The 17,382-nt window shown below is 61.2% G+C and carries 19 protein-coding genes; 1 reads left to right on the forward strand and 18 read right to left on the reverse strand.

All coding sequences use genetic code 11. The features are described 5' to 3' along the window. Position 1: 1 nt before the first annotated feature. The 12 genes from rplN to rpsJ form a co-directional block, all read right to left on the reverse strand. The gene (gene rplN / locus AB4Y77_RS03020; protein ID WP_024817587.1) at positions 2 to 370 is read right to left on the reverse strand and encodes a 50S ribosomal protein L14; all 369 of its coding nucleotides are present in this window, start codon (positions 368 to 370) and stop codon (positions 2 to 4) included. Between the two features lie 352 nt (positions 371 to 722). Further along, the gene (rpsQ, locus tag AB4Y77_RS03025) at positions 723 to 1,019 is read right to left on the reverse strand and encodes a 30S ribosomal protein S17 (RefSeq protein WP_011775587.1); all 297 of its coding nucleotides are present in this window, start codon (positions 1,017 to 1,019) and stop codon (positions 723 to 725) included. Then, positions 1,016 to 1,336 (reverse strand): 50S ribosomal protein L29, encoded by a 321-nt coding sequence (gene rpmC, locus AB4Y77_RS03030; protein WP_014922387.1) that lies wholly within the window; start codon positions 1,334 to 1,336, stop codon positions 1,016 to 1,018. Before rpmC ends, rpsQ begins: the two co-directional genes overlap by 4 nt. A 2-nt stretch (positions 1,337 to 1,338) precedes the next feature. After that, on the reverse strand, positions 1,339 to 1,755 hold the full coding sequence (gene rplP, locus AB4Y77_RS03035) for a 50S ribosomal protein L16 (RefSeq protein ID WP_003803795.1): 417 nt from the start codon (positions 1,753 to 1,755) through the stop codon (positions 1,339 to 1,341). Continuing rightward, entirely contained in the window at positions 1,756 to 2,577 is an 822-nt protein-coding gene (rpsC, locus tag AB4Y77_RS03040) for a 30S ribosomal protein S3 (RefSeq protein WP_011775589.1), read from the reverse strand. Continuing rightward, a complete protein-coding gene (rplV, locus tag AB4Y77_RS03045) occupies positions 2,578 to 2,943 on the reverse strand; it encodes a 50S ribosomal protein L22 (RefSeq protein ID WP_011775590.1) in 366 nt (121 codons plus the stop codon). It abuts the gene before it with no gap. A gap of 38 nt (positions 2,944 to 2,981) precedes the next feature. After that, on the reverse strand, positions 2,982 to 3,263 hold the full coding sequence (rpsS, locus tag AB4Y77_RS03050; RefSeq protein ID WP_011775591.1) for a 30S ribosomal protein S19: 282 nt from the start codon (positions 3,261 to 3,263) through the stop codon (positions 2,982 to 2,984). A gap of 12 nt (positions 3,264 to 3,275) precedes the next feature. Further along, complete coding sequence (gene rplB / locus AB4Y77_RS03055) at positions 3,276 to 4,115, reverse strand: 50S ribosomal protein L2 (protein WP_011775592.1); 840 nt, start codon at positions 4,113 to 4,115, stop codon at positions 3,276 to 3,278. A gap of 29 nt (positions 4,116 to 4,144) precedes the next feature. After that, on the reverse strand, positions 4,145 to 4,450 hold the full coding sequence (gene rplW / locus AB4Y77_RS03060) for a 50S ribosomal protein L23 (RefSeq protein WP_011775593.1): 306 nt from the start codon (positions 4,448 to 4,450) through the stop codon (positions 4,145 to 4,147). Further along, positions 4,447 to 5,064 (reverse strand): 50S ribosomal protein L4, encoded by a 618-nt coding sequence (rplD, locus tag AB4Y77_RS03065; RefSeq protein ID WP_089595800.1) that lies wholly within the window; start codon positions 5,062 to 5,064, stop codon positions 4,447 to 4,449. Before rplD ends, rplW begins: the two co-directional genes overlap by 4 nt. Before the next feature lie 4 nt (positions 5,065 to 5,068). Beyond that, positions 5,069 to 5,719 (reverse strand): 50S ribosomal protein L3, encoded by a 651-nt coding sequence (gene rplC, locus AB4Y77_RS03070; RefSeq protein WP_026539807.1) that lies wholly within the window; start codon positions 5,717 to 5,719, stop codon positions 5,069 to 5,071. 17 nt (positions 5,720 to 5,736) lie between these two features. Next, positions 5,737 to 6,045 carry a 30S ribosomal protein S10 gene (gene rpsJ, locus AB4Y77_RS03075; protein ID WP_003803825.1) on the reverse strand — a complete coding sequence of 103 codons (309 nt, stop codon included), beginning with the start codon at positions 6,043 to 6,045 and terminating at the stop codon, positions 5,737 to 5,739. Positions 6,046 to 6,439: 394 nt separating this feature from the next. On the opposite strand from rpsJ, the gene AB4Y77_RS03080 reads away from it, so the two are divergent. After that, complete coding sequence (locus tag AB4Y77_RS03080; RefSeq protein ID WP_311213683.1) at positions 6,440 to 7,873, forward strand: GH1 family beta-glucosidase; 1,434 nt, start codon at positions 6,440 to 6,442, stop codon at positions 7,871 to 7,873. A gap of 36 nt (positions 7,874 to 7,909) precedes the next feature. Here the strand turns inward: AB4Y77_RS03080 and AB4Y77_RS03085 are convergent, their stop codons facing one another. From AB4Y77_RS03085 to rpsL, 6 genes are all read right to left on the reverse strand, one after another. Then, positions 7,910 to 8,035: a hypothetical protein gene (locus AB4Y77_RS03085; protein ID WP_268825391.1), complete on the reverse strand. Its 126-nt coding sequence runs from the start codon at positions 8,033 to 8,035 to the stop codon at positions 7,910 to 7,912. Positions 8,036 to 8,063: 28 nt separating this feature from the next. Next, positions 8,064 to 12,530, reverse strand: coding sequence for a hypothetical protein (locus AB4Y77_RS03090; protein ID WP_442012924.1), 4,467 nt, complete (start codon positions 12,528 to 12,530; stop codon positions 8,064 to 8,066). A 155-nt stretch (positions 12,531 to 12,685) separates the two neighbouring features. Then, the gene (gene tuf, locus AB4Y77_RS03095) at positions 12,686 to 13,876 is read right to left on the reverse strand and encodes an elongation factor Tu (RefSeq protein ID WP_011775598.1); all 1,191 of its coding nucleotides are present in this window, start codon (positions 13,874 to 13,876) and stop codon (positions 12,686 to 12,688) included. Positions 13,877 to 14,107: 231 nt separating this feature from the next. Next, entirely contained in the window at positions 14,108 to 16,222 is a 2,115-nt protein-coding gene (gene fusA, locus AB4Y77_RS03100) for an elongation factor G (RefSeq protein WP_311213685.1), read from the reverse strand. Positions 16,223 to 16,291: 69 nt separating this feature from the next. Further along, complete coding sequence (gene rpsG, locus AB4Y77_RS03105) at positions 16,292 to 16,762, reverse strand: 30S ribosomal protein S7 (RefSeq protein ID WP_003803829.1); 471 nt, start codon at positions 16,760 to 16,762, stop codon at positions 16,292 to 16,294. A 1-nt stretch (position 16,763) separates the two neighbouring features. Continuing rightward, positions 16,764 to 17,138, reverse strand: a complete 375-nt coding sequence (gene rpsL, locus AB4Y77_RS03110; protein ID WP_009358312.1) for a 30S ribosomal protein S12 — start codon at positions 17,136 to 17,138, stop codon at positions 16,764 to 16,766. Positions 17,139 to 17,382: the final 244 nt, after the last annotated feature.

Raw genomic sequence — 17,382 nt, forward strand, 5'->3', positions numbered from 1 at the left:
ACTAAAGCACCTCCGGGGCCAGCGAAACGATCTTCATGAACTTCTTGTCGCGAAGTTCACGACCAACCGGGCCGAAGATACGGGTACCGCGGGGGTCACCGTCGTTCTTCAAGATCACAGCTGCGTTTTCGTCAAACTTGATATAGGAACCATCCGCGCGGCGGCGTTCCTTCTTGGTACGGACGATGACCGCCTTAACGACGTCGCCCTTCTTTACGTTACCGCCGGGAATAGCGTCCTTGACGGTAGCGACGATCACGTCGCCAATGCCTGCGTAGCGACGACCAGATCCACCGAGAACGCGAATGGTAAGGATTTCCTTAGCACCCGTGTTGTCGGCGATCTTGAGTCGCGACTCCTGCTGAATCAATTTTTACTCCTTGCGTCGCGCTGGTTCTCAGACCGAAATCATGCATACGGAATGAGCCTTGCGGAACGGTTGATCGGGGTGTCTCTTGACCTGCCTGGATTTTGCCAGTACAGGCCTAAACGCCCGTGCCACAAGCATCAGCTTCCCTTGCAGAAAACTCTGCGCGGGGCAGTATGCAGCGGCACGATTGTTTACGAGGTAGTTGATGACGCACAAGTGGCGCCATACAAACTCAATATCCTAGCACGTTTACGGCCTGAAGCCGAAACGGCCGGAATGCGGAAAGGCCCGCATTCCCTAGGGAACACGGACCTTTCCAGTGAATCACTGCCAGGCATGCCTGGCGTCGGATTTACTTGGCCTTTTCGAGGATCTCCACCAGACGCCACCGCTTGGTAGCGGAGAGCGGGCGGGTCTCAGAGATGAGAACGAGGTCGCCGATGCCGGCGGTGTTCTCTTCGTCGTGAGCCTTGATCTTCGAGGTGCGGCGAATAACCTTGCCGTACAGAGCGTGCTTCACGCGGTCTTCAACCTGAACAACGATGGTCTTTTCCATCTTGTCAGAGACAACGTAGCCGCGACGCGTCTTACGGTAACCGCGCTGTTCAGCGCTGGCTGCTGCTTCCGTCACAGTTTCCTTCTCGCTCACTTGGCGTCCTCTCCAGCTTCAACCTCGGCCTTTTCAGCCTTGGCAGCCTTTTTGGACTTCTTTTCTTCCTTGGCTTCCACAACCGGTGCGGCAACCTCGGCACGAATGCCCAGCTCGCGCTCACGGAGAACGGTGTAGATGCGTGCGATGTCCTTCTTTACCGCGCGCAGGCGACCGTGGTTCTCCAGCTGTCCGGTGGCGGACTGGAAACGCAGGTTGAACAGCTCTTCCTTGGACTTGCGGAGTTCTTCAACGAGACGCTCGTTGTCGAAACCGTCCAGCTGTGCGGGTGCGAGATCCTTCGACCCTACTGCCATTTCTATTCACCACCTTCGCGACGCACAATGCGTGCCTTCAACGGGAGCTTGTGGATTGCCAGGCGCAGGGCCTCGCGAGCTACCTCTTCATTGACACCGGAGAGTTCGAAGAGAACCCGGCCCGGCTTGACGTTTGCGACCCACCATTCCGGAGAACCCTTACCGGAACCCATACGGGTTTCAGCAGGCTTCTTCGTCAGCGGACGGTCCGGGTAGATGTTGATCCAGACCTTGCCGCCACGCTTGATGTGGCGGGTCATCGCGATACGAGCGGACTCGATCTGACGGTTGGTGACGTATGCCGGGCTCAGGGCCTGGATGCCGTACTCACCGAAGCTGACCTTGGTGCCGCCCGTAGCAGCGCCGGAACGACCCGGGTGGTGCTGCTTACGGTGCTTGACTCGACGTGGGATAAGCATTTAAGCCTGTCCTCCTTCTGCTGCCGGAGCAGCAGCTTCAGCGGCCGGTGCTTCAACGGCAGCGGGTGCTGCCTCAGCTGCCGGACGGTCGTTACGACGACGGCGGTCGCCACCCGGGCGGCCCGGACGGTCTCCTGCACGGCCACGGGACGGAGCAGCAGCTGCCTGCTGAGCCAGTTCCTTGGCAGTTACGTCACCCTTGTAGATCCAAACCTTCACACCGATACGGCCGAAGGTGGTCTTGGCTTCGTAGAAGCCGTAGTCGATGTTCGCGCGGAGGGTGTGCAGGGGCACACGGCCTTCGCGGTAGAACTCCGAGCGGGACATTTCTGCGCCACCCAGACGGCCCGAGCAAGCAACACGGATGCCCTTGGCACCCGCACGCTGTGCGGACTGCATTGCCTTCTTCATCGCACGGCGGAAAGCCACGCGGGAAGTGAGCTGCTCAGCGATGCCCTGGGCAACAAGCTGTGCTTCCATCTCGGGGTTCTTGACCTCGAGGATGTTCAGCTGAACCTGCTTGCCGGTGAGCTTTTCGAGCTCGCCGCGGATGCGGTCTGCTTCAGCGCCGCGGCGGCCGATAACGATACCCGGGCGTGCCGTGTGGATGTCCACGCGGACACGGTCACGGGTGCGCTCGATCTCGACCTTGGCGATGCCGGCGCGCTCCATGCCGGTGGACATGAGCTGACGGATCTTGATGTCCTCGCGGACGAAATCCTTGTAGCGCTGTCCGGGCTTGGTGCTGTCAGCGAACCAGTGCGAAACGTGGTCGGTGGTGATGCCGAGTCGGAACCCGTGCGGGTTTACTTTCTGTCCCACTTAGCGAGCCTCCTCTTTCTCCGGGGTTGCGACAACCAGCGTGATGTGGCTGGTCCGCTTCCTAATGCGGTAGGCGCGGCCCTGGGCACGCGGCTGGAACCGCTTCATGGTCGGGCCTTCATCAACAAATGCTTCGGTGATGAAGAGGTCGCTGTCGTCGAATGCAACGCCGTCACGGTCCGCGAGGACACGTGCGTTGGCCATTGCCGACTGAAGTACCTTGAATACCGGCTCCGAAGCTGCCTGGGGGGCAAACTTCAGAATTGCCAGAGCCTCATTCGCTTGCTTACCACGAACAAGGTTGACGACGCGCCGGGCCTTCATAGGCGTTACGCGGATGTGACGCGCAATAGCCTTGGCTTCCATTGCTTTCCTTCTCTCGTCTAAGACGTAAAGTCAGGCGCCTAGCGGCGCTTGCCCTTACGGTCGTCCTTAACATGGCCGCGGAATGTCCGCGTGGGAGCGAATTCGCCGAGCTTGTGCCCGACCATCGACTCTGTGACAAACACCGGAATGTGCTTGCGTCCGTCGTGTACGGCGATCGTGTGCCCGAGCATGTCGGGGATGATCATCGAACGGCGGGACCAGGTCTTGATGACGTTCTTGGTGCCCTTATCGTTTTCCCGTGCGACCTTCACAAAGAGGTGCTGGTCAACGAAAGGACCTTTTTTCAGGCTGCGTGGCATGTGTCCAGGCTCCTATCGCTTGTTCTTGCCAGTACGGCGGCGACGAACAATAAGCTTGTCGCTCTCTTTGTTCGGACGGCGGGTACGGCCCTCGGGCTTGCCGTTCGGGTTAACCGGGTGACGTCCACCGGAAGTCTTACCTTCACCACCACCGTGCGGGTGGTCAACCGGGTTCATGGCTACACCACGGACGGTCGGGCGAACGCCCTTCCAGCGCATGCGGCCGGCCTTGCCCCAGTTGATGTTCGACTGCTCGGCGTTGCCGACCTCGCCGACAGTTGCGCGGCAGCGCACGTCAACGTTGCGGATTTCACCGGAGGGCAGACGCAGCTGGGCGAAACGGCCTTCCTTGGCGACGAGCTGTACCGAAGCACCTGCGGAACGAGCCATCTTGGCGCCGCCACCCGGACGCAGTTCAACTGCGTGGATTACGGTACCAACCGGGATGTTGCGCAGCGGCAGGTTGTTGCCCGGCTTGATGTCAGCGTCGGGACCAGCCTCGACGAAGTCACCCTGGGACAGCTTGTTAGGAGCGATGATGTAACGCTTGGTGCCATCAACGTAGTGCAGGAGTGCGATGCGAGCCGTGCGGTTCGGGTCGTACTCGATTTCGGCAACGCGGGCGTTGATGCCGTCCTTGTCGTGACGACGGAAGTCGATCAGACGGTACTGGCGCTTGTGCCCACCACCCTTGTGACGGGTGGTGATCTTACCGGAGTTGTTACGGCCGCCAGTCTTGTGCAGCGGACGCAGCAACGACTTTTCCGGAGTCGATCGCGTGATTTCAGCAAAGTCGGCTACGCTCGAGCCACGACGGCCCGGGGTAGTCGGCTTGTATTTACGGATTCCCATAATTTATTTCCTCGTTAAAGTGGTCTCCGCTACGCGAGCGGACCGCCGAAGATGTCGATTGTGCCTTCTTTGAGGGTGACAATTGCACGCTTGGTGCTCTTGCGCTGACCCCAGCCGAATTTGGTGCGCTTGCGCTTACCGGCACGGTTGATGGTGTTGATCGAGTCAACCTTGACCGAGAAGATCTTCTCAACGGCCAATTTGATCTCGGTCTTGTTCGAGCGAGGGTCCACCAGGAAGGTGTACTTGCCTTCGTCGATCAGACCGTAGCTCTTTTCCGAAACGACGGGTGCAAGCACGACGTCGCGCGGGTCCTTGATGGTGGTTACGCTCACTTGGAGGCCTCCTCGTTCTTTGCCTTGTCAGCGACGAACGCCTCGAAAGCAGCCTTGGTGAAGACCACGTCGTCGGAGACAAGCACGTCGTAGGTGTTCAGCTGGTCTGCGTACAGAACGTGAACATCCTGGAGGTTGCGCACGGAAAGTGCTGCAACATCGTTGGCGCGCTCGATTACGACGAGCAGGTTCTTGCGCTCAGTGACGGAGCGCAGCGAAGCCAGTGCGTCCTTGGCGGACGGCTTGGTGCCGGCTACCAGTTCAGCGATGACGTGGATGCGGCCGTTGCGGGCGCGGTCAGACAGGGCGCCGCGGAGTGCAGCAGCCTTCATCTTCTTGGGGGTGCGCTGGCTGTAGTCACGAGGGGTCGGACCGTGGACAACGCCACCGCCGGTCATGTGAGGAGCACGGATTGAACCCTGACGGGCGCGGCCGGTGCCCTTCTGCTTGAACGGCTTGCGACCTGCACCGGAAACCTCGGCGCGGGTCTTCGTCTTGTGGGTACCCTGGCGTGCAGCAGCGAGCTGTGCGACGACGACCTGGTGCAGCAGCGGCACGTTGGTCTGGACGTCGAAGATCTCTGCAGGCAGGTCTACCTTGACAGTGCTAGTCATTGAACTAGGCTCCCTTCACGGCGGTGCGTACGAGTACGACCTGGCCGCGGGCGCCGGGAACGGCACCCTTGATAAGGAGCAGCGACTTCTCAACGTCAACAGCGTGAACCGTGAGGTTCAGCGTGGTGTGACGCTCGGCGCCCATGCGGCCGGCCATTTTCAGGCCCTTGAAGACGCGGCTCGGGGTGGATGCGCCACCGATGGAGCCAGGCTTACGGTGGTTCTTGTGGGCACCGTGGGAAGCGCCAACGCCGTGGAAGCCGTGACGCTTCATAACACCGGCGAAGCCCTTACCCTTTGAGGTGCCGACGACGTCGATCTTCTGGCCGGCTTCGAAGATCTCAACAGAGAGCTCCTGGCCCAGCTCGTAGGATGCGGCGTCTGCGGTACGCAGTTCGACGACGTGGCGGCGAGGGGTGACGCCAGCCTTTTCAAAGTGACCAGCCAGCGGCTTGGTGACCTTGCGGGGGTCGATCTGGCCGTAGCCGATCTGTACGGCGACGTAGCCATCTACCTCTGCGTTGCGCAGCTGGGTGATGACGTTGGAGTCAGCCTGGACAACAGTTACCGGGATGAGCTTGTTGTTCTCGTCCCAGACCTGGGTCATGCCGAGCTTCGTGCCCAGCAGGCCCTTTACGTTACGGGTTGCGGTCATAGTCTCTCAGCACCTCCCTAGAGCTTGATTTCGATGTTCACGTCTGCAGGCAGATCGAGACGCATAAGCGAGTCGACGGCCTTCGGCGTGGGGTCGATGATGTCGATCAGACGCTTGTGAGTACGCATTTCGAAGTGCTCACGGCTGTCCTTGTACTTGTGAGGAGAGCGAATTACGCAGTAAACGTTCTTCTCTGTGGGCAGCGGCACCGGGCCGACTACCGTTGCGCCTGCGCGCGTGACCGTCTCAACGATCTTCCGCGCTGAAACATCAATGACCTCGTGGTCATATGACTTCAGCCGGATGCGGATTTTTTGTCCCGCCATGTCGCCTGACTCTCTTTCAGCTAGTGCTGCTCTAGTTAGGGCTGCTCTGTTTACTTACCTGTTGATGTGGCCGCCGAAGCGTTTGAGGATTTACCACCACACGCCGCACAAGCTGAATCCGGATATTCCGGGTTCCTCAACCTGCCGGCGCACCGACCCCCGCGGTCGGGCGTGTCGCGATTTCCACGCAGACTCGACCGCATTCCATGGGGTTCAGGGTTATGTTTGGGCTTCCACCTGGACCCTGACATCCGGCATTATCCGGATCGGGACACGAAGAAGCGCTTGAACAACTCATCCAGTATGGCGGAAATATGAGGCAAAGGCCAATCGACGGTATAAGGGCCCCGCAGGACCATTGCCCGGGCGCCTGCGCCTGAGGAAGATGGGTGGCATGACCGTCCAGGATTCAGGCTCCGTGGAAGATCTTGCCGCGCGCCTGCGTCCAGGTTTCACTCTGGGGGTGGCGTCGGCAGCTTTCCAGATTGAAGGATCCCTGACCGCTGATGGCCGCGGTCCTTCGGGCTGGGATGCCTTCGCGGAAAAGCCAGGAGCAATAGTCGACGGCGACTCCCCCACCGTTGCGTGCGACCATTACAACCGCTCCGATGAAGATATCGCATTGATGCAGGAGCTTGGCGTGGACTCCTACCGCTTCTCGTTGTCCTGGCCGCGGATCCAACCCGGCGGCAAGGGCTCCATCAACCAACGCGGCCTGGACTTCTACGATCGCCTCATCGACAAACTCCTGGCCGCCGGCATCTCCCCCATGGCCACGCTGTTCCACTGGGACACACCATTGGAACTGGAGCATGCCGGAGGGTGGATGAACCGGGACACTGCCGAGCGCTTCGCCGTCTACTGCGCCGCAGCGGCAGACCGCTTCGGTGACCGCGTTGACCACTGGGTCACTATGAACGAGCCCGTGTCAGTCACCGTGCAGGGGTACTCCTTGGGTGTGCACGCCCCGGGCCGGCAGCTGCTGTTTGATTCGCTGCCTGCCGCACATCATCAATTACTCGGACACGGAATGGCCGTTCGGGCCCTCCGGGACGCCGGCGTCAAAGGGCAGATCGGGGTGTCCAACATGCACTGCCCCGTCGAGTCCGCCAGCAACAGTCTTGGCGACCGGCTGATGACGCAGGCGCTGGACCTGATCCTCAACCGCATCTATGCCGATGCGATACTGCTTGGCCAATACCCCAAGCCACCCTGGCCCATGAAGCCGTGGTTCCGTTCACTCGGCACCATTCACGACGGCGATCTTGACTTGATCAGCCAACCCTTGGACTTCTACGGGCTCAACTACTACTACCCCGTGAAGGTGGCAGCAGGCCCTGGGCCGGCGGAGATCCCCACCGGAAGGTCGCCGGAAATGAGCGAAGTTCCTTTCCACTTGGCCGCCTACCAGGAGTATGAAACCACAGGGTTCGGCTGGCCCGTTGCACCGGATTACCTGGCGCTGCTGCTGCGCCAAATGAAGGACCGGTACGGAGACGCCCTTCCCCCGGTGTACATCACCGAAGGCGGGGCAAGTTTTCCGGAACCGGCCCACGTTGACGGCCCCCTTCAGGACACCAACCGCATTTCCTACCTGGCTGAGCACCTCGGCCACGCCCTGACAGCAACAGGCCCCGGCGGTATTGCCGAGGATGTGGATCTGCGCGGCTACTACGTCTGGACGCTGCTGGACAATTTCGAATGGGCAGCCGGCTACTCACAGCGTTTCGGTTTGGTCCATGTAGACTTCCACACCCAGGAACGGACTCCCAAGGAGTCCTACTACTGGCTACGTGCGTTGGAGCGGGCCCGCTCCCACGAACCCTAAAGCCCCTGAATAGCCCAGTCCCGCTAAAACGTCGGGTTACTTGTTCTTGTTGGCACGCCTGATGCGCTTTGCGCGTTCAATCTCGCTCCGGAAGTTCTTGCGGCCCCACAGCACGCCGCCACCGATGGCGGCAATAACTGCCAGGAAAATCAGGAATTCCATACTGCGCTCCTCTTCGTAGACTGCCAGATTATCTGATTCCGTCCCTGCCCTGTCCCCACGGGACATTGCCGGTCGCCGCATTGCCAGGGTTGAGGCCGTCGGGTTGTGCATTGTCCGGTGAAGCATTGCTCCGGTTGAAGCTGTCGGGGCTTGCGTTGCCCGGCGCGAAGTCCTGCGGGGGCACAACACCCGGGGTAAAATTCTGCGGCGGCACACCACCCGGGGCAAAGTTCTGCGGCGGCACACCACCCGGGGCAAAGTTCTGCGGCGGCACACCCCCCGGCGCCTGCGGCTTTCGGTTCAAGCGCCACACTGCCAGGACAATCAACGCCAGGGCAACCAGCGCGAGCATGGCGAACGCGTACGAGCGCAGGGCCCACATGACGCTGAGGGCAACGCCCACGGCACCCCACCACACCATGACTCTTTCGGCCAGCAGCAATCCGGCGACCAGAAGCACCGCATGGCCCACCAGCACGTACAACTGCTGGGGGGCAGTTCCTCCAAAGATGGTCCCCAAGGATGTCGAAGACAGGACGCCCGCGGCAATGGCGAGCCGAAGCAGGCCTTCGCTCCGCTGCCTTCTTATGTAGCGCAGCCCTGCTAAAACGGCCCCAGCCAGGACGTACCACTGCACAGTCCAGAACCAGTCCGGCCCGGAGTCGCCCACAAACAACGCCGCCCGCTGGAGGGCGGCCAAAGAAGCCAGCGCCGCAATTTCTGCAGCAAGCCACTTGCTGTACGGCATCTCAACGACTACCAGCGCACCGGTCGCGACTACCAGGACAAAACCGACCCATGATGTCTCATCGCGGATCAATCCAACGGCGGCCGACGACCCCAGCGCCACGGCTGCCGTTCCCGTCAGGGCGTTTCGCCTCAAGGGCTGCCCACCGATTGCCGCTCCTCCGAGCCGCTTCACCGCGTAAAGAAGGACCGCGGTTCCAACGCCACCCACCAGCCAAGGCGCGTAGTGGCTCCACACTCCAGGCGCCATGCCCCTGAGTAAACCTTCGACGGCGGGAACGGCACCTACCAGCACGGACGGGGCGGCGCCGAGGTAGAGGGCAGGCAAGTGTTCAACGTGCGAGGCAGCGAAAAGCACTGACGCGAGGACCAGCACCGTCAACCCAGTCAGGGGGTATGACACGCCAAGGGTCAACAAACCACCACTAACTACGAACGCAAGCGCTGCAATGAACCAGAACCAGCGCTCCGCAACGTGACCGGCGGCACCTTGTCCGGGACGGACCGTGGCACGCGCAACCCGGATAACCACGAGCACGGCGGCGAGCCCCAAAAGCACCACCGGTACCTGGGCCCTATCCAGCAGTGGTTGGTACAACCAAGTGCCCGACGGGAACGTCAAGGACGGACCGGCAGCTATCACACCGCCGGCTAGGGCAGGGATGCCGAAGTATTGGGTTCCATGGATACCCAGAAGACGCCAAGCGATCAGCGCAGAGGCTGCGGAGAGTCCCAGCTCGACAAGGACCACCCAACGGCCGCCGCCGTCGTAGCTCCCTGCCACGAGGTAAGCCACGGGTAGCAGGAGCTGGGCAGCCAGAGTAGCCCACACCACGGCCTGCTGGAAGGCGATGTCCACGCCCCGGCTTCTCTGGATCCAGGTCACAGCATGCTGCAGCACAAGGACCACAGCCATGGTCATGGAGACGGTGGTGGTCGACTCTGAGAGGTCCCCCACCAGCACACCGATGAAGGCCAAAGACAAAACACGGAGTCCCAGCATGTAGGCGCCGCGTACCAAACGGCCCTTCGCCACGGCCACCATGAAACCGCTGTAGGCTGCGAAAAGTCCCAACAGGATTTCCACATCCCGCACACTTCCAAGCCGCAAAGCCAGAAGCAGCACCAAGGCTGCCGGCGCAAATAGCCACGCTGCCGGATGCCGGCGCAGGACAACCCCGCAGAGAATTGCCGCAAGTGCCGTCGCAATCGCCGCAAACCCAGGCTGCCAGCTTCCACGCAGGAACTGCTCCCCTGCTGCCATGGAAATCGTCAGGACCGCGGCCGCTCCTGCCATCACTGCTACCACAGCTCCGGCGTCCACCACCGAAGCGTGGGGGAAGCGCCTGCGGCCGCTTTGCTGCAGGGGAAGGACCAATTGCAGGGCCCCCGCCGCAACTATGACCAGTGCCACCGAGGGAAGCTCGCCAGCCACGCTGACGCTCCAACCATTCCGTATCGCGTCGAAATAGGCCGAACCGGCCAAGACGGTACCTGCAGCCCGTGCCAGCCACCAATAGGACTGGCGGTGGAAGGAAACAGGAATTCGCAAAGCAGTCGCCGTAAAGTAGGCGACCGCTGCCAGCAGGACCACGTTGCCCAATGCCATCGACACCGTGGCCGATGCCACCACGCCGGCAACGACGGCAGTGGCGGGGGCAAGTACCTCACCCAAGGTAGGACGCCAGGACTCGACGCCGGCCTCGCTTTGCCGGGTGGGCGGGTAAATCAGAGCACCCGAGGCTACGCCGGAGAACAACACCAACAGCACTGCGGCTGCTACGAGTGGATGCCCCGCAGCGTGGTCCGCGATCGGCAGGACGAGCAAGCCCGCCACTGCGAGCCCGCCGAATCCAGCAGTAGTCGCCAGTGGAACAAGCAGGTGGATGCCTGAACGTTGAAGCCAGGCGCTGACCAATTGCTGCACTCCAGCCGCAGCCACGAGCGCCACCAAAGATATGGCGATCCTGTCCGGGCTGTCCACAAAGACGCCAGCAGCCGCAGTAGGCACGGCCGCCGTCACGGCAATTCGTGCTGCAAGCATCAAGGGCTGACGGAACGCAACCGGATGAGCAGCCGCGCGCACTGACCAGTACAGGGCGGCGGACGCCAGGAGCCCCGACACCGGCCACGCGCCCAGCAGGCCCATGAACGGCAGGGAAACCGCGAGAACGACGCCGGGCGCGAACTCCGTGCCGTGGCCCAACTTCCAGCCCACCACCATGGCGGTCACCATGGTCACGGTGAGTGGAACGTAGGAGGGCAACTCGTAAGCCCCGAGGGCCACAACCACTGTCAGGATGGCTGACGTCGCCAATTGAAGGCCCAGGCAGGAGAGGGCGTCGTTCCACCAATAACGCAGCTTCAGCCCCTCTCCCCCGAGCGCAACTCCCAGGGACTGGACTCCACAGCAAATGACTGCTGCAAGAATCACTGCACTGACATCCGAGGTGGCGTCCCAGACCACTCCCAGCAGCGCCAGCGTCAGCGTTGCCCGCGCTCCGTAGGCGTGCTGCAGCCTGTATCTGGCGCGTGGAATGAAGGCCACTACGGCGAAGTACATGCCGCACATCAGCATGACAAGCGGGTATTCACCCTTGGCAAGGAGGTGCGGCGTGAACGTGACCGCAAGCGCTACCAAGGGGACCACATAGGGATGGAGCAGCATCAGCGGACGAACATAAAGTGGCGGCAACCACCGCGGACGAATCAGCGCACCCAGGGTCAGGACAATGGCTACTCCGATCAGCGCCGTGAAATACCAGACCAATGCGCCACCCAGCACGGATACTCCGGACCACGCGGTAGAGACCACAAAGCTGAGGGAAAGAAAAGCCAGGACCTTGTTGTCCAGGCGAACCGCGGTATAGGCATACACAGCTGTTCCCAGCAGTGAGGTGACCAGCCACGCGGCAGGACCGTTGGGCAGGACGAAGTTGTACATGGCAAGGCCCGTCACGGGAATGAGCGCCAAACCCGTGCCGACGAAGGCAACTGCGGCTGGACGCAACCGTGGCATTTTGGCATGGATGACCAAACCGGCAACGTAGAACAGGGTGGTGATGAAGCAGATACCTGCAAAGCGGAAGAGCTCAGGGAGGCTTGTCCCCACAAAGAGGGCACCCGCGGCGACCAAAAGAAGACTGGCCACGTAGAGCGTGACGTTGATGTTCTGTTGGTCGCGCTTAGCCTTGCGCGCTGCGGTTGCCTCGGGAGTTTCCCGCAGTATCGGCGCCTGCTGGCTCGCTGCCGACTGCTGCTGTGCCGCCGCGACGGGGCGCTGCGGAGATACGGGACGTTGAACGCCCGACGGCGGCATGCGGGCCTGCGTGGGGAACGGCGCGGGGGCCTGCGTGGCGAACGGCGCGGGGGCCTGCGCGGGGAACGGCGCGCCCACGTGCGTTGGTGGATGCATCGTGGGCGGCATGGGCGCCTGCGTGGGGAACGGCGCGGCCACGTGCGTTGGCGGATGCTGTGGTGCTGATGCAGGTGACACGGTCGGGCCTGCACCGGAGGTCTCGGGAACCGGAGCGGCGGGTGACTGGGGCGTCGATACCTCCGCAACCCGCATCTTGGCCTCGGCGTCGCGCCAGCCGGCCATGTGACCTGCCAGATAACCTGCCTGAAAGGCGCGCTGCTCAGATATTCCTGTGATGGCTGCGGCATCTTTTCGGCCACTGCGTCGACCGATGGCACCGCTCACCGCCCCTGTCACAGCAAGGAGTATCAGTACTAGCAGGACTTCCATGGCTACTCCTTGATGTCACGGGAATCTGGCATTTCGCCCGCGTTTATCCAATCGATAGAGTAACTATACCAAAAAGAACCCCACCGCCGAAACGGTGGGGTTCTTCTTGAATGACTACCGGCTGGGCCGGAAGGTCACCGATCTACAAGTAGTGACTACTTGATGATGCTGGTGACACGTCCCGAACCAACGGTGCGGCCGCCTTCGCGGATAGCGAAGCCGAGGCCCTCTTCCATAGCGATCGGCTGGATGAGCGCAACGGTCATCTCAGTGTTGTCGCCAGGCATAACCATTTCCGTGCCTTCCGGCAGGGTGATAACGCCGGTTACGTCCGTGGTACGGAAGTAGAACTGCGGGCGGTAGTTGGAGTAGAACGGGTTGTGACGTCCGCCTTCGTCCTTGGAAAGGATGTAGACGTTAGCCTCGAAGTCGGTGTGCGGGGTGATGGAACCCGGCTTGACGACAACCTGGCCACGCTCGACATCGTCGCGCTTCAGACCGCGGAGCAGGAGGCCACAGTTCTCGCCGGCCCATGCTTCGTCGAGCTGCTTGTGGAACATCTCGATACCGGTAACCGTGGTCTTCTGGATCGGGCGGATGCCAACGATCTCGACCTCGGAGTTGATGGCGAGGGTTCCACGCTCGGCGCGGCCCGTAACAACGGTGCCACGACCGGTGATCGTGAAGACGTCTTCGATCGGCATCAGGAACGGCTTGTCGCGGTCACGTACGGGGTCCGGAACGGACTCGTCGACAGCTGCCATCAGGTCCTGGACGGACTTGACCCAAACCGGGTCGCCTTCCAGAGCCTTGAGGCCGGAAACGCGAACAACCGGAGCCTCATCGCCATCGAAGCCCTGCGAGCTCAAGAGCTCACGAACTTCCATTTCGACGAGGTCGAGGAGTTCTTCGTCATCAACCATGTCGGACTTGTTCAGTGCGACCAGCAGGTAGGGAACACCAACCTGGCGGGCGAGCAGAACGTGCTCACGGGTCTGAGCCATCGGACCATCGGTTGCAGCAACCACGAGGATTGCGCCGTCCATCTGGGCAGCACCGGTGATCATGTTCTTGATGTAGTCAGCGTGACCCGGGGCGTCTACGTGTGCGTAGTGGCGCTTCTCGGTCTGGTACTCCACGTGGGAGATGTTGATCGTAATACCGCGCTGGCGCTCTTCCGGAGCAGAGTCAATCGACGCGAAGTCGCGCTGCTCGTTGAGATCCGGGTACTGGTCGTACAGCACCTTGGAAATGGCGGCAGTCAGCGTCGTCTTACCGTGGTCAACGTGACCAATGGTGCCGATGTTGACGTGCGGCTTAGTCCGCTCGAACTTTGCCTTTGCCACAGGTTCCTCCTAGAACGATTTCAAGTGAAGTGCTCCTCGGCCGCGCTTTTCGCGGCAGAAACTTTAGCAAGTCTACTTGGGGGCTTGGTTTTGGTGAAATTGCAGATTCAGGAACCAATAGTAGTTCCTCGAGCCTGTTTGCGCAGGGGCCGGGCCGCGGCTGTCGCCGCAGCCCCGCCTCACGCGCTTAGATGCCTTCCCGATACCGGAATTGCATCCGTTACCGGGAGATTACTCGCCGCGGGTTTTCTGGATGATCTCGTCGGCAACTGCCTTCGGGACCTCCGCGTAGCTGTTGAACGTCATGGAGTACACAGCGCGACCCTGGGTCTTGGACCGGAGGTCACCGATGTAGCCGAACATGCCGGACAGCGGAACGTGTGCACGGATAACCTTCACACCTGCTGCGTCTTCCATGGACTGCATCTGGCCACGGCGGGCGTTCAGGTCACCAATAACATCACCCATGTATTCCTCAGGTGTGCGGACCTCAACATCCATCAGCGGTTCAAGCAGAACAGGGTTCGCCTTACGTGCAGCTTCCTTGAAAGCCATACGTCCGGCGATCTTGAACGCCATTTCCGAAGAGTCAACATCGTGGGACGCGCCATCAATCAGCGTGGCCTTGATGCCGACAACCGGGTACCCGGCCAGGACGCCGTCGTTCAGTGCATCCTGGATACCAGCGTCAACGGACGGGATGTATTCGCGCGGAACGCGGCCACCAGTGACCTTGTTCACGAACTCGTACAGCTCGCCGGAAGCGGTGTCCATGGGCTCGATCGCGATCTGGATCTTTGCGAACTGACCCGAACCACCGGTCTGCTTCTTGTGCGTGTAGTCATGACGCTCGACTGCGCGCTTGATGGTTTCGCGGTAAGCAACCTGCGGCTTGCCGACGTTTGCCTCGACCTTGAATTCGCGGCGCATGCGGTCCACCAGGATGTCCAGGTGGAGCTCGCCCATGCCGGCGATGATGGTCTGGCCCGTGTCTTCGTTGAGGGAGACCTGGAAGGTCGGGTCCTCAGCGGAGAGCTTCTGGATAGCCGTGGAGAGCTTCTCCTGGTCACCCTTGGTGTTGGGCTCGATGGCAACCGAGATCACGGGCTCCGGGAAGCTCATGGACTCGAGGACGATCTGGTTGTTGGAATCACACAGGGTGTCACCCGTGGTGGTGTCCTTCAGACCGATAGCTGCGTAGATGTGGCCGGCGGTAGCGCCCTCAACGGGCATTTCCTTGTTGGCGTGCATCTGGAACAGCTTGCCGATGCGTTCCTTCTTGCCCTTGGTGGAGTTAACCACCTGGGCGCCTGCCTCAACGTGACCTGAGTACACGCGGACGAAGGTCAGCTGGCCGAAGAACGGGTGCGCAGCAATCTTGAAGGCGAGGGCCGAGAACGGCTCGTCTGCAGACGGCTTGCGGGTGAGTTCCTTCTCTTCGTCGCGAGGATCGTGACCGATCATCGGCGGGACGTCGAGCGGGTTCGGCAGGAAGTCAACAACAGCGTCAAGCATCGGCTGGACACCGCGGTTCTTGAAGGCAGAACCACAGAACACCGGGTAGAGCTCGGAGTTGATGGTCATCTTGCGGATGCCGGCCTTCAGTTCCTCAAGGGTGAGTTCTTCACCTTCGAGGTACTTCTCCATGAGCTCTTCGGAAGCCTCGGCCACAGTCTCTACGAGCTGTGCACGGTACTCTTCAGCCTTGGCCTGGAGGTCCGCCGGGATTTCCTGCACTTCGTAGGAAGCGCCCATGGTGACGTCACCCTTTGCGTCGCCAGGCCAAACCAGGGCGCGCATTTCGAGGAGGTCAACGACACCGATGAAGTCGTTCTCAGCGCCGATGGGCAGCTGCATAACCAGCGGCTTGGCACCAAGGCGGGAGATGATGGTGTCTACGGTGAAGTAGAAGTCAGCGCCCAGCTTGTCCATCTTGTTGACGAAGCAGATACGCGGAACGTTGTACTTGTCAGCCTGGCGCCAAACAGTCTCGGACTGCGGCTCCACGCCTTCCTTGCCGTCGAACACTGCAACTGCACCGTCGAGGACGCGCAGGGAGCGCTCAACCTCAACCGTGAAGTCCACGTGGCCCGGGGTATCGATGATGTTGATCTGGTTCTTGTCCCAGAAGCAAGTCACGGCGGCAGACGTGATGGTGATGCCGCGTTCCTTTTCCTGTTCCATCCAGTCAGTCGTCGAAGCGCCGTCGTGCGTCTCGCCGATCTTGTGGTTCACACCCGTGTAGAACAGGATGCGCTCGGTAGTGGTGGTCTTGCCGGCATCGATGTGGGCCATGATGCCGATATTGCGGACCTTATTAAGGTCGGTAAGCACGTCCTGTGCCACGGGGTCTCCCTTTCGGATGGACTACACGTTCGCCGCCGGCTCAGTGAGCCGGCGGCGTCCGGAAAGTTTTTACCAGCGGTAGTGTGCGAAGGCCTTGTTGGACTCGGCCATCTTGTGGGTATCTTCGCGACGCTTCACAGCGGCACCAAGACCATTGGAGGCATCCAGGATTTCGTTCTGGAGGCGCTCGGTCATGGTCTTCTCGCGGCGGGCCTTGGAGTAGCCCACGAGCCAACGCAGAGCGAGGGCGGTGGAGCGACCCGGCTTGACCTCAACCGGAACCTGGTAGGTAGCGCCACCAACACGGCGTGAACGTACCTCGAGGGAAGGCTTGACGTTGTCCATGGCCTTCTTGAGAGCGGCAACGGGGTCGCCGCCGGACTTGGCACGTGCACCTTCAAGTGCACCGTAAACGATGCGCTCTGCGGTGGACTTCTTGCCGTCGACAAGAACCTTGTTGATCAGCTGCGTGACCAACGGGGAGCCGTAAACGGGATCGGAAACTAGCGGCCGCTTCGGGGCCGGACCCTTGCGAGGCATATTACTTCTTCTCCATCTTTGCGCCGTAACGGCTGCGAGCCTGCTTGCGGTTCTTGACACCCTGGGTGTCGAGTGCGCCGCGGACGATCTTGTAGCGGACACCCGGAAGGTCCTTCACACGACCACCACGGACGAGCACGATGGAGTGCTCCTGGAGGTTGTGGCCAACACCGGGGATGTAGGCGGTTACTTCTACGCCACCGTTGAGACGCACACGTGCCACCTTACGGAGAGCCGAGTTCGGCTTCTTGGGGGTGGTGGTGTAAACGCGGGTGCAAACACCGCGGCGCATCGGGCTGCCCTTCAGCGCGGGAGCCTTGGTCTTGGAGACCTTCGGCGTGCGGCCCTTGCGGACCAGCTGGTTAATCGTAGGCACTTTCGTGTTCTCCGTTGTTTGATCTCTGCCCCCACACACCGGCGCCAGCCGGTGTAAACGTGGGAACTTTGGCGTTGCTCGTGCAGCCGGCCGAAACTCCGGTAGGCGTGCAAAAGTGCGGCATTCGTTGCGCATGTTGCCCGCAACCCGGAAACAGGCTCCACCCAGCACCATGAGAACAAAACCAAAATGATGCTGCGGCGGCCTTCATCCACTGCCACACAGAACAATTACCAAAAGTCTA

Origin of the sequence: Paenarthrobacter sp. YAF11_1, assembly GCF_052113445.1 — a bacterium.
Taxonomy (GTDB): Bacteria; Actinomycetota; Actinomycetes; order Actinomycetales; family Micrococcaceae; genus Arthrobacter.